Source organism: Aurantivibrio plasticivorans (genome assembly GCF_055392955.1).
In genome coordinates, this window is record NZ_AP036020.1 from 2,170,890 (window position 1) to 2,182,599 (window position 11,710).

Below are 11,710 nucleotides of genomic sequence, written 5' to 3' on the forward strand. Positions count from 1 at the left end.
CGCTACGCTGCAGTTTTTTACATAAAATACACGCTGCGATAGAGAGGGGTTCTAGTGGCGCTACTGAATATCTTTGCCGGTGACATAGCTTATAAAAAGATCAAACAAGAAGGTTTAAAACCCGATCAGATAAGCGGGATTTTTGGTGCATCGGGTGCGGCAAAATGGCTTAGCATCTATGGTCTTGACCGTGCCATCTATCAGGACTGGCTAACGGAAAGTACGCACCCAATCCATCTCTTTGGAACATCGGTGGGTGCATGGAAGTTTGCCGCTGCGGCACAAAAGGCGCCAGGGATCGCATTAGATGCTTTCGCTACAGCTTACATAGAGCAATCCTATCCCGACGGTTTCTCACATGAAGCTATTCGTAGAGAAACCGAATCGATACTCAATGCATTCTTATCAGAAAACGCCGTTAAAGAAATCTTATCCCACCCCTTCTTTCGTTTTCACTGTGGTGCAGTCACAAGCAACGGATTCTTTGCGAGTGAAACGAAAACTGTTCTCGCGGCAGCGCTTGGTCTAGCCGCAGCGAGGAACCTGGTGTCACCAAGGCTACTGCAAAAAAGTTTCTCAAGAACAGTATTTAGCGATCCTCGCGATCAATTCCCTTTTCACAAGACAATCACTCACAACACTAAGCCCATCCAGTTAAAAGAGTCTAATTTTCGGAAGGTAATACAAGCCAGCGGATCAATACCTTACGTGATGCCTGCAGTGACTAACATTGAGGGCGCTCCTAACGGAGTTTATAGGGATGGTGGCTTAATGGATTACCATCCGGCTCCGGGCATACTGTGGGGAGGAGAAGGTTTAATTTTGTACCCCCACTTTTATAGTCACATCATTCCAGGATGGTTCGACAAACCATTTAGAAAGCGCTACGCAACAGAAGCACTGTTATCTCAGACTGTGCTCATATGCCCTAGCGCTGACTTTATTAAGACGCTCCCCTATCAACGCTTGCCTGATCGAAACGATTTTAAACGGTTCCAGAAAGATGACAGTCTTCGGATACGCGCTTGGAGAGAAGCTGCGGCGCGGAGTCACGCGCTAGGCGAAGAGTTTAAAGCGATTTACGAGCAAAATGCTTGGCGTGACGTCGTACAGCCTATTAAAAACGCGGCGATTCAATAGATCCCTATATACAAAGCTTTTGATAGTCAAAAGAGTAATAAACAACCTTTCGGAGCATGAATATGTAATCTTATGCGCCACTGAGCCTTGCCTATAATTTAGCTAAGAACCCAAATTGAGTAGCAGTTCAAATTTTTATTGGGTCAACCTAAAGAGAGCTGATTATGCATTGCAGAACTAATGAAGAAGAGAAACATTGGTATCGGAGCGACCGGTTCTTCATCGCCAATGGGCAGTGGTACTTCTCAACTCGTGAGCAAGTTGATATTGGTCCGTTTGGCTCAGAACAAGCGGCGCGAAGAGGGTTAGATCTATTTATTAAGTCAGTAATGAAGGACCAAAACTCATTTCAGACGGCCGTTACTGCCGCTCGCCATGGCGAATGGGCAATGACTCTGTACCACTAAACTAATCAAATTAGCTTGGGCTTTTGTTCACTTAAGCCCAACTGCCCTATCCTCTAACCTCGTCAAATGCTTGAGAGACTTTAGATTAAGTGATGACTCTAACGCGCTGAATTTAAATGGTTTTTCTTTTTTGAAAGCATGCTTTAAGCGGCCTAAACGAGCCAGGAAGTGTTTTGTTGACAAGGAAAGGGTATGAAATGGGGTGGCTGACGGGACTTGAACCCGCGACGACTGGAATCACAATCCAGGGCTCTACCAACTGAGCTACAGCCACCATCGAAACAGCGCTTGATCACCATTGCGGTGACATCAAAGACTAATTGATTCCTACCTAGACTGCCACTTATTAGACAGACTTTAATGGCGCGCCCGACAGGATTCGAACCTGTGACCCACGGCTTAGAAGGCCGTTGCTCTATCCAGCTGAGCTACGGGCGCTCAAGGTATTGCCGGGATCGGAAATTCAAGTTCTTAGGAAGCATTTGGCAACTTGCTCAAATCACTTCGTTTCTAAAAGCAGCTATATTAAGCCCTTCTTAAAATTGGTCGGAGTGGAGGGATTCGAACCCCCGACATCCTGCTCCCAAAGCAGGCGCGCTACCAAGCTGCGCTACACTCCGATTACGTCGACAAAGAGTCAATCTCACCCTTATTTGACGTCTGAAACCCGTTAGCTAAAGCCACCAGATTTCAGGAGGTGCGGATAATACCGACGTGTTTCGTGAAGGTCAATGGAAAGCTTCAACATTTTGTTTTTATTAGAAGAAAGTCTGCTGACATTAAGTATTTGACTGTGGGACAATACGCGCCCTCGCATGACCATCGAGGAGAAAAGAGACATGCCCGCGTTAGTGTTAGACGGAAAAGCGTTAGCCCAAAAAACAGAACAAGAATTAACCGAACGTGTTAATCAGCTTAAAGCTAAAAGCGGTGGTCAAACACCTATCCTAGCCACAATCCTTGTTGGCGCTGACCCTGCCTCAGCAACCTACGTAAAAATGAAAGGAAACGCCTGTCAGCGCATAGGTATGGATTCTCTCAAGGTCGAAATGCCAGAGTCGACAACCACTGAACAATTACTGGCCAAAATCCAGGAATTAAACACCGATCCAAACGTCCACGGTATTTTGCTCCAACATCCTGTCCCCGCACAAATTGATGAACGCGTTTGCTTCGACGCAATTTCCATTGAAAAAGACGTTGATGGCGTGACTGCTTTGGGCTTTGGGCAAATGGCGATGGGGATGCCCGCCTATGGTAGTGCTACACCACAGGGCATAATGCGGTTGCTCGAGGCATACAATATCGACATAGCCGGGAAACACGCTGTAGTAGTTGGACGCAGCCCTATTCTCGGTAAGCCAATGGCTATGATGTTGCTGAATAAAAATGCCACTGTCACGATCTGTCACTCTCGGACTACAAATTTACCAGAATTGGTTCAGCAGGCGGATATTGTTATTGGTGCGGTAGGAAAACCAGAGCTGATAAAAGCAGACTGGATTAAAGACGGCGCCGTTGTAGTTGATGCCGGTTTCCACCCTGGCCCCAAGTGCGGTGACATAGAACTAGGCCCTCTCACTGATCGCGTCGCAGCATATACCCCCGTACCCGGTTCGGTTGGGCCGATGACAATCAATACATTGATTTATCAAACTGTCGCTGCTGGCGAGAAAAAGCTTGGATAAATTGCATTAACAATACGAAGCTACTCGTTATGCGGTTAGATAAGTTTATTAGCCATGGGACTACTCTTTCCCGCGCACAAGTAAAGCGTGCAATTAAGGCTAAGCTAGTTGAAGTTAATGGCGCTATTGCGCTATCACCGCAGCAAAACGTGTGCGAAACCGATACAGTGTCCATGGAAGGGACACTCGTAGCTCTCCCCGCCCCGCGCTATTTAATGGTGAACAAGCCAGAAAATTGTGTAAGCGCAAGCCGTGATACCCAACACCAAACGATTCTCGATGTGATTGGCGAACGCGACTCCAATTTATCAATTGCAGGGCGATTAGATAAAGACACAACAGGGCTAATACTACTGAGCGACGACGGGCAATGGATTCATAATGTGACATCCCCACGTAAGGGGTGCACGAAAACTTACATCGCCAAATTAGATCAGCCAGTGACTCTTGGGGTTATCGAAGCATTTGCCATGGGAATATCGCTGCGAAATGAAGCAAAGCCAACACTGCCAGCAAAACTTGAGGCGCTACCCGACAATTTGGCTAAGGTCGACATCACGGAAGGCAAATATCATCAAGTGAAGAGGATGTTTGCAGCCTGCGGACTCCATGTTCTCAGATTACAGCGTATTGCTATTGGCGACATAACGCTCGATCCAACGTTGCAACCGGGCCAATTTAGAGCACTAACCCAACAAGAGATAGAGAGTTTTCGCGCGTGAAACATTCCCTTCAAGACTACCTCGTTAATTTAGTGAGTGAGTCTGCCAAACCAACACTATGGGTCGTAGACGAAAGTACTCTACCGCTTTACGAGAACGCTAGAATACCCAACCACGTAACCGTTCTGACAAACCGATACACGCCTAAAAATGCTATCTCTCCCGATAGCAAATTGATTGTAAATGATTTTGATTTTTCGCAGTTCAATTCGTTTGAGCGAATTATTTATCGAATATCGAAAGAGAAACCATTGGTTCACCATTGCATCAATCAATCCCTCCAGCACTTGACTGACACTGGCGAACTCATACTCATTGGCGAAAAACAAGATGGCATTAAATCAATTGCCAAACACGCCCTAAATACGTTTGAGGTTGACGGTGTAACAAAAAAACAGGGCAGCTTTTATGTTACCCACATTGGCAAACCGACATCCTGTGACAGTGAACTCGATACCCAACATTATACGAACCTACGAAAACTTAATGCCGACGGTCAAACCTTCTATAGTAAACCAGGAATTTTTGGCTGGGAAAAAGTCGATCAAGGAAGCACATTACTACTGAAAGAATTGCCACGCCTGGCTAAACACATGAAGCACATAAATAGCATATTAGACTTGGGTTGTGGCTGGGGTTACTTAATGTGCGGCACGCAAGCGTTAAATGCTGAAAGGCGTGTCGCAACAGACAACAATGCGGCCGCGATTGATGCAGCGAAGAAAAATTGTGAAGAGTTAAGTTTAACCGTAGACGTAGTGCTTGACGATTGTGGAAGCAATATTAAAGAAAAGTTTGACCTTATCCTTTGCAACCCTCCTTTCCATCAAGGGTTCAGTGTCGAAAATACGTTACTAGAAAAGTTTTTAAAGAATGCCAGCAGAATGAGTCGTCGAAGTACTCGTTGTTTATTTGTAGTTAATCAATTCATTCCTCTTGATAAGGTTGCGGACAAGTACTTTTCCGAAATTACACTATCAAAACAACAAAATGGGTTTAAAGTTTGGCAGCTTAAGCACTAACCTAATCTATTACCTCCTTTGCTAATGTGTACGACCGCTTAAAACTCACGCCGTATTCGCGTGTTAAAGTTAGTAACCCCAGCTTTACCAAACCGGTTCGATAGGGATTCAACGACTTTGTTGAATTCGGGGCGATCAGTGACATGCTTAAAATAGCACACAACCCTATTATCAAACCCTTTAATGGATAATCGCCACGCGCTTTTAAAACGGCAGTGGTTTTGAGCAAAATAACTCTGAGTTGCCGATTGATTGGATTCGTAATTGACGACTAGACCGCCATTTGGTGTCAAATGCTTTGCTAATAAAGTACCCCATTCTTTATTGACCTCAATAACCCTATTAGGCTCTCCATCATTGTGTGAAAACAAGTCATCCACAATATAATCAAATTTCGGACCGCGGTACTGCTGCAGCCAGGAAATTGCATCATCGCAGATTAATTGAATAGATGGATTTCTGGGGACACCAAAGAAGCGTGTCGCAATGGCCAAATGATTTCGGTCTATATCAACGCCCACAATACGTTCAGGTGTCGATACAGCGAGTAGTTGTTTAATTACAGCGCCACCACCGACACCTAAAACCAGCACTTTAGGCGAAGGCTCTTTTAGCAGCAAAGCGGGCAGTAGCAACATATCCCATACTTGCCCACCAAGAACCCTGCTTGGATTATATTGACTATGGAAAACACCATTTGAATAAAGTCGAATACTCCGCCCTGCGCGCCGAACTTCGTAAGATGCCTGGGGTGTTTCTTTTCTCCAAATAACAGCCATAGCGGACGCTCAAAGACAGGGAGCTGGGAGTTGTTCACCAGAGGAATCGTATTCGCTATTTACGATACGTAAAGGTTCGCTTAAAAATATTTTTATTGATTGATGAACACATCCGCTACTATTGATAACACCATGCCCAATAGATGGATAATGCCAGTGCGCCGCATTCGGCAATAGTTGCCCTAGCTCGTCAGCCCATTGCGAAGGGGTCACTGGATCCAACCCGCCCGATAAAAGCAAAATAGGCGTATCAATAGCGCGATAGATTTCTTCGTATTGTAGCAAGCTAAGCTCACCCGTTTTTTCATTCCCAAACAATGGGCAGATGTCATAATCTAATCCGTCTTCAGTAATCCAGCGCCATTGCGGATATTCTTCAACGACGGCTCTATATTCCTCTTCCGTGGTCTGCGGGGTTTCTTTGCATTCGATAGCGAAATAAACCAACGGAGTAAATTCGGGTGCCAGCTCACTGTTGAGGGCGTTCTCCGCTAATCTCCTCAAGGCTGCCGTATTACCTTGCGGGATCTCGTGTAGCGCACTCACAATCGTCTCATGTAGCGTGCTGTCGTAAAGCGATTGGTAAACGACGGACACAAAACGTTGGTTGTCGATCACTGCCTGCACTGGCCACCCGCCCTGCCAGAGTGACAGTGAGACACGTTGCGGTGAACGTTCTAAATAATTCAGCGTAGTGTTTAGCCGTTGCTGCAGCTCTTTAGGTTTCTCGTCACACCAAAGATTAATCTCACAAATCGTCCAAAGCCGCTTAAAACTATTCGCGATTGACTCTGGCCACTCTGCAATTGAACCTTTTCGGTGCGGATACACTGAATCAAGAATTGCACTACGAATATTACGAGGGTTGTGACGCAACCACTCAAGGGCTAATCGTGTTCCATAGGAGCCACCGACAAGGTTCCATTGTTCATATTGAAGGGCTAATAAGATGCCCTGCATATCATTTGCGCTTTGTTCGGTCGAAAGCATCGCTGTTTTTAAACCTTTTTCGTTTAACGTCGCGATACACTGTTCAATTGCCTCATACAGATACCTAAACTCCGTGGACACGGACAGACGCTGTCCTAATATCTCACGCACATATTTTTCGTAGCCGTCGCAATCAAAACGAGGCCGGCTATAGCCTGTCCCCCGCTGATCGACCAGAACTAAGTCTCTTCCTGCCGCCGTGAGTTCTTGCCACAAAAACCAAGAGCTAATATTTTCTGGCTCTAAGTAAGTTGAGCTACCAGGCCCGCCGGAGAGATAAACAATAGGATCAGGAAAGTGCTGGCTAGATTGATCGCGGATAACCACAACAGCGAGATAAGCAACTTGATCGATCTCTTCGAGCATCCAATGAAAACAGTGAACCAGCTTGCCTTCGGGGATATCAAACCAACATTTGACGGTTGAGAGACGTGAGTTTGTTTTTCTGATTGACGGCTGCTCTAAATCATAATGCTTAGCGTCTTGTGGTGACCCAACGCCCTGCTCATTGCCTATAGTCAACGGGCTAACGTTGTGATCTTTATGAGACGTCGTCAAGTAGAGGAGCACCGCGAGCCCACCGAAAAAAACGAGCGCAATAGTTATGAACTTTAAAGCGACGCCAAACTTTTTATTCATTGCGGCTATGTAATCTCTGCCATTTGTAGTTTCAAATGCGCACGAACACAACGAAGTGTCTCGTATGAAAACTGCTGATTAAAATGTTCGAAGACAGGCGCTAGCGGTATCTGGTTGTCATCTGTTATCACGCTGATCAACGCATCCGAAATCATATCGATCTCATCCCTGACAAGTTCAACAACCTGGTTGAGATCGGCTTCACCTCGAGCAATCAACTTTTCACAATGACCAAAAATGGTTGATTCAGCTAAGCCTCGCTGTGCAGCAATGTCTTTAACGCTACACCCCGTATTGAGCAGCTCCAGGGTATCGGACTCTGACTGATTAACGGTGGTTGACGTAGATTTAGTAATGGCAGAAGACAATTCGCTATTATTGAGGTGGTTCGCGATAGCATCAATAAAGTCAGTCGCATAACGTTCCAATTTTGCCTGACCTACGCCGCTAATCGACGCGAAGGCGTTTTTATCTGTTGGTTTAGATTCAACCATTTCCATAAGCGTTGCATCGTGAAAAATCACATAAGGCGGGACACCTTGTTGCTTCGCGAGGTTTGCTCGTACTGAACGCAGAGCATCCCATAACGGCTGTTCTGAATCCGAAGCGACAAATGATTTGCGTTTTGTTTGAGCGGCTTGAGGGATTCTATCTTTCCGTAACAGACACTTTTCATCTCCGCGTAATATGGGGCGCGCCTTTTCAGTTAATAAAAGACTGCCGTATCCTCCGTGATCAACCTCGAGATAACCTCTAGCAACGAGCTGCCTGAAGACTGAGCGCCATTGTGGTTCTTTTATATCTTTACCGATCCCATAGGTGGACAATTGTTGATGTCCAAATTGACGTATTTTATCTGTGTCTCTACCGAGCAACACTTGCAGTACATGACCGACGCCAAACCGTTGTCCCGTTCTGTATACACAACTCAACGCTTTTTGTGCTGCTTCTGTTGCATCCCAGGTCTCAACCGGTTCAAGACAGGTATCGCAATTATTACAAGGCGCTTCAAATAAATCGCCAAAGTAATGCAATAACGCCTCGCGGCGGCAACTAGAAATTTCACAATAGCCTAACATTGCATCGAGTTTTCGTCGCTCGGATATCTTGAAATCATTATTCCCCTGAGAGCTATCGAGCATGCTCCGAAGGGTAATGACGTCCTGAATACCGTAGGCCATCCAAGCGGTTGCTGGCAATCCATCGCGCCCTGCACGGCCAGTTTCCTGGTAATAAGCTTCCAAGCTTTTTGGCAAATCCATATGGGCGACAAAGCGGACATCTGGTTTATCGATGCCCATTCCAAATGCAATGGTCGCGACGATAATAATGCCCTCTTCTTGAATGAAGCGGCTTTGGTTATGTGCACGTTCGTCTGGCGGTAATCCTGCGTGATACGGTAATGCTGAAAAACCCTGTAAGTTAAGCCAGTTTGCTACATCATCAACTTTTTTTCGCGAAAGGCAGTACACAATCCCAGAATCACCAGCGTGCTCCTCACGAAGAAGTTTGAGAAGCTGCTGTTTGACTTGGTTTTTTTCTGTCACTCTATATTGGATATTAGGGCGATCAAATCCGGTAACGAACTGCTTTGCATTCGACAATGAAAGTTGCTGACAAATTTCGATCCTGGTTCGTTCGTCAGCTGTTGCCGTCAGTGCGACTCGGGGTACATGAGGATAACGCTCATGAAGAATTGACAGGCGAAGGTAGTCTTCCCGAAAATCGTGCCCCCACTGTGAGACACAATGAGCCTCATCAATCGCAAACAGTGCAATTTCAATATCATCCAGTAATGATAGTGTGGTGTGCTGGGAAAACCTTTCTGGAGCGAGGTATAAAAGATCAAGCTCGCCTTGTCTAATAGCAGAGAGCACCTCACGCTGCTGGTCTGGGGGTAGCGTCGAATTGAGGTAGGCGGCTTTGATACCAAGTTGGCACAGCGCGGTGACTTGATCCTCCATCAAGGCTATGAGCGGAGAAATCACGACGCCTAAGCCTTGCCTAAGAACGCCGGGGATTTGATAGCATAGAGACTTGCCCCCACCGGTCGGCATCAAAACTAAGGCGTCTTGCCCTGCAATCAACGTATCAATGATTTGTTCTTGAAAAGGCCGAAACTGAGAATAACCAAAAGTTTCTTGTAATAATGCGAGAGCTGTTTGCGACATGCCGCGATTATAGCGGTCTTAAGGGGCTAGACCAACGCTTTAGATTACCGATCGATAGTCTTTTGATACACTGCGGACAGACACATTTAAGCAATAGGATGTACGCCAGAGCAAACCCTATGCAAACCTCTTCCGAAGCGACCCCCACTTCGTCACAGTCAGTTATGCCACCGAGTAATGACCTCCTCATTCCTTGGGCCGATCGCGACTGGGATTCGTCGGAGGTCTTTGTCGATAGCGACGCCTATTATTGCTCAATTATTAAGCTAATTAAACAGGCGAGCAAAGAGGTGATCTTGTCAGCGTACATTTTTAATGATGACGTGAGCGGACATCGCTTTATCAATGCTTTGGCTGCGGCGGCGCAACGTGGTATCAAGGTGCTAGTACTGCTCGACGGCGTCGGGATTATGGCCAATAGTACCAGGCTAATTCACGCCCTAACTAATGCCAATATTTCGTTCAGGATATTTCATCCACTACCGTGGCAACCTATGGCCTATGCAAACCGGCTTCGCCGAAGTAGCTGGATTGGTGATGTCATCTTTTGTCTGTTGAGAATCAATAAGCGCAACCACTCCAAGCTAGTGATTATAGACAGAATATACCTCGCATGCGGCAGTTCCAATATTTCAGATGACCACCTATCTTCCGAACACGGTGGGAAAAATTGGCACGACTACAATACGATCGTTTCAGGTCCAACCGTCGCTGATATTGCGGAGACATTTACCGATCTATGGCACTATCGAAAGCCTCGTTTTGGGCGAGGATTATTTCGACATTATTGGAACAACATTAGTCAGAGCTTGCGCAGACAAAAAAATCAATTGCTGCTCAACAATATTCTCAATGCACGAAAACGGCTTTGGATCATCAACCCCTATTTTTCGCCCACCAGAAAAGTACTAGAGGCGATTTGTGAAACAGCTAATCGCGGTGTCGATGTCCGGTTGATAGTACCTCGAAAATCAGATGTCGTGCTATTTCCTTTGCTCACCAGTAGTTACTATGCTGACTTACTAAAGGCTGGGGTGTTAATTTACGAATATGTTCCCGCAATACTGCATGCGAAAGTAATGCTAATAGACGAAAAATGTTTGCTGGGTTCTAGCAATCTCAATCATCGCAGCATGCTGCATGATGTAGAGCTCGACATCGTAATAGAAAACGCTCAGTGTATTGAGAAACTTAAGCATCAGTTTTTAGCTGACCAGTCCGCGAGTGAACCCGTCTTTAAAGAAGATGTAAAACTAAAAGGCACGCGCCGGTTTGCTGGGGGCCTCATTCGCCTCGCGAGATATTGGTTATAAATTCACACACACCGTTTTGGTTTTATGAACCCTATTAAGCACCCTGTTGAGACAACTGTTGGCAATTTAGAGGATACAATTCGAGTCCTTTCGTACAACATTCATAAAGGTTTTAACCCTAGCAACTCTCGTTTCATCCTCGATGAAATGCGGCATGCAATACGCACAGTAAATGCTGAGCTCGTTTTTTTACAAGAAGTCACCGGGAACAACGAAAAACAGGGTAAACGCCACGACAACTGGATCCCTGAAGCCCAATTTGAATTTCTAGCCGACCAAATGTGGCATCACTATGCCTATGGAAAGAATGCGATTTACCAACATGGCCATCATGGCAACGCCATATTATCGAAACTCCCCTTTGAGTTTTGGGAAAACACCGACGTCAGTCAGTTTAAGTTTTCTCAACGAGGCATACTACAAGGCGTCATTAAACATGGTATTCACGTGTTCTGTTTGCATCTAGGGTTGTTGGGCGTCGAGCGGCGAACACAAATCAAAATGCTTATTGATACGATCACCAAACGAGTGCCGCTAGATGCGCCTTTGATCATTGCTGGTGATTTCAATGACTGGAACTGCTCGCTAGATAAACGTCTCAAGAAATCCTTAAACTTGCGCGAAGCCTTTAGCGAAGCTCGCGGAAAACCGGCAAGAACCTTTCCCGCAGCGTTTCCTATATTTCAGCTCGATAGAATTTACTTTCGCAATCTACGACTAGTTGATTCTAGCCTTTTAGTCGATGACCACTGGCAGGGCCTGTCCGATCATTGCGCCCTTTATGCTGAATTTGAAACTCCCTAGACGATTGCCATGGGCGTTGGTAAAGTCCCGCCTGT

At 45.9% G+C, this 11,710-nt stretch carries 10 protein-coding genes and 3 tRNA genes; 7 read left to right on the forward strand and 6 right to left on the reverse strand.

Annotation, left to right across the window (positions count from 1 at the left end; translation table 11 throughout):
* Window positions 1-54 precede the first annotated feature (54 nt).
* Window positions 55-1,140, forward strand: a complete 1,086-nt coding sequence (locus ACZ5NB_RS09780; RefSeq protein WP_460234803.1) for a hypothetical protein — start codon at window positions 55-57, stop codon at window positions 1,138-1,140.
* A 164-nt stretch (window positions 1,141-1,304) separates the two neighbouring features.
* Window positions 1,305-1,547, forward strand: a complete 243-nt coding sequence (locus tag ACZ5NB_RS09785; protein WP_460234802.1) for a DUF6316 family protein — start codon at window positions 1,305-1,307, stop codon at window positions 1,545-1,547.
* 198 nt (window positions 1,548-1,745) lie between these two features.
* Here the strand turns inward: ACZ5NB_RS09785 and ACZ5NB_RS09790 are convergent.
* From ACZ5NB_RS09790 to ACZ5NB_RS09800, 3 genes are all read right to left on the reverse strand, one after another.
* Window positions 1,746-1,821: transfer RNA gene (locus ACZ5NB_RS09790), tRNA-His, on the reverse strand.
* 87 nt (window positions 1,822-1,908) lie between these two features.
* Window positions 1,909-1,985 (reverse strand) — tRNA-Arg (locus ACZ5NB_RS09795).
* Between the two features lie 105 nt (window positions 1,986-2,090).
* Window positions 2,091-2,167 (reverse strand) — tRNA-Pro (locus ACZ5NB_RS09800).
* 219 nt (window positions 2,168-2,386) lie between these two features.
* Here ACZ5NB_RS09800 and folD point away from each other — a divergent pair.
* From folD to ACZ5NB_RS09815, 3 genes are read left to right on the forward strand one after another with little or no spacing between them, the layout of a single operon-like run.
* Entirely contained in the window at window positions 2,387-3,235 is an 849-nt protein-coding gene (gene folD / locus ACZ5NB_RS09805) for a bifunctional methylenetetrahydrofolate dehydrogenase/methenyltetrahydrofolate cyclohydrolase FolD (protein ID WP_460234801.1), read from the forward strand.
* Between the two features lie 29 nt (window positions 3,236-3,264).
* A complete protein-coding gene (locus ACZ5NB_RS09810) occupies window positions 3,265-3,957 on the forward strand; it encodes a pseudouridine synthase (protein ID WP_460234800.1) in 693 nt (230 codons plus the stop codon).
* Window positions 3,954-4,979 carry a methyltransferase gene (locus tag ACZ5NB_RS09815; protein WP_460234799.1) on the forward strand — a complete coding sequence of 342 codons (1,026 nt, stop codon included), beginning with the start codon at window positions 3,954-3,956 and terminating at the stop codon, window positions 4,977-4,979. Before ACZ5NB_RS09810 ends, ACZ5NB_RS09815 begins: the two co-directional genes overlap by 4 nt.
* A gap of 38 nt (window positions 4,980-5,017) precedes the next feature.
* Here ACZ5NB_RS09815 and ACZ5NB_RS09820 read toward each other — a convergent pair whose 3' ends face one another.
* Genes ACZ5NB_RS09820 through recQ form a run of 3 tightly spaced genes read right to left on the reverse strand, consistent with a single transcriptional unit; the run spans window position 5,018 to window position 9,558 of the window.
* On the reverse strand, window positions 5,018-5,758 hold the full coding sequence (locus ACZ5NB_RS09820; protein WP_460234798.1) for a spermidine synthase: 741 nt from the start codon (window positions 5,756-5,758) through the stop codon (window positions 5,018-5,020).
* 9 nt (window positions 5,759-5,767) lie between these two features.
* Window positions 5,768-7,387, reverse strand: a complete 1,620-nt coding sequence (locus ACZ5NB_RS09825; protein WP_460234797.1) for an alpha/beta fold hydrolase — start codon at window positions 7,385-7,387, stop codon at window positions 5,768-5,770.
* Between the two features lie 5 nt (window positions 7,388-7,392).
* Window positions 7,393-9,558, reverse strand: coding sequence for a DNA helicase RecQ (recQ, locus tag ACZ5NB_RS09830; RefSeq protein ID WP_460234796.1), 2,166 nt, complete (start codon window positions 9,556-9,558; stop codon window positions 7,393-7,395).
* 119 nt (window positions 9,559-9,677) lie between these two features.
* Between recQ and ACZ5NB_RS09835 the strand changes: the two genes are divergently transcribed.
* Both ACZ5NB_RS09835 and ACZ5NB_RS09840 read left to right on the forward strand, forming a co-directional pair.
* A complete protein-coding gene (locus ACZ5NB_RS09835; RefSeq protein ID WP_460234795.1) occupies window positions 9,678-10,871 on the forward strand; it encodes a phospholipase D-like domain-containing protein in 1,194 nt (397 codons plus the stop codon).
* 24 nt (window positions 10,872-10,895) lie between these two features.
* Window positions 10,896-11,675 carry an endonuclease/exonuclease/phosphatase family protein gene (locus tag ACZ5NB_RS09840; protein ID WP_460234794.1) on the forward strand — a complete coding sequence of 260 codons (780 nt, stop codon included), beginning with the start codon at window positions 10,896-10,898 and terminating at the stop codon, window positions 11,673-11,675.
* Window positions 11,676-11,710: the final 35 nt, after the last annotated feature.

What these genes read in the sequence shown, in the direction of transcription:
- ACZ5NB_RS09785 (WP_460234802.1), top strand. Translation starts at nt 1,305, where the DNA reads ATGCATTGCAGAACTAATGAAGAAGAGAAACATTGGTATCGGAGCGAC.
- folD (WP_460234801.1), top strand. Translation starts at nt 2,387, where the DNA reads ATGCCCGCGTTAGTGTTAGACGGAAAAGCGTTAGCCCAAAAAACAGAA.
- ACZ5NB_RS09810 (WP_460234800.1), top strand. Translation starts at nt 3,265, where the DNA reads ATGCGGTTAGATAAGTTTATTAGCCATGGGACTACTCTTTCCCGCGCA.
- ACZ5NB_RS09820 (WP_460234798.1), bottom strand. Translation starts at nt 5,758, where the DNA reads ATGGCTGTTATTTGGAGAAAAGAAACACCCCAGGCATCTTACGAAGTT.
- ACZ5NB_RS09825 (WP_460234797.1), bottom strand. Translation starts at nt 7,387, where the DNA reads ATGAATAAAAAGTTTGGCGTCGCTTTAAAGTTCATAACTATTGCGCTC.
- recQ (WP_460234796.1), bottom strand. Translation starts at nt 9,558, where the DNA reads ATGTCGCAAACAGCTCTCGCATTATTACAAGAAACTTTTGGTTATTCT.
- ACZ5NB_RS09835 (WP_460234795.1), top strand. Translation starts at nt 9,678, where the DNA reads ATGCAAACCTCTTCCGAAGCGACCCCCACTTCGTCACAGTCAGTTATG.
- ACZ5NB_RS09840 (WP_460234794.1), top strand. Translation starts at nt 10,896, where the DNA reads ATGAACCCTATTAAGCACCCTGTTGAGACAACTGTTGGCAATTTAGAG.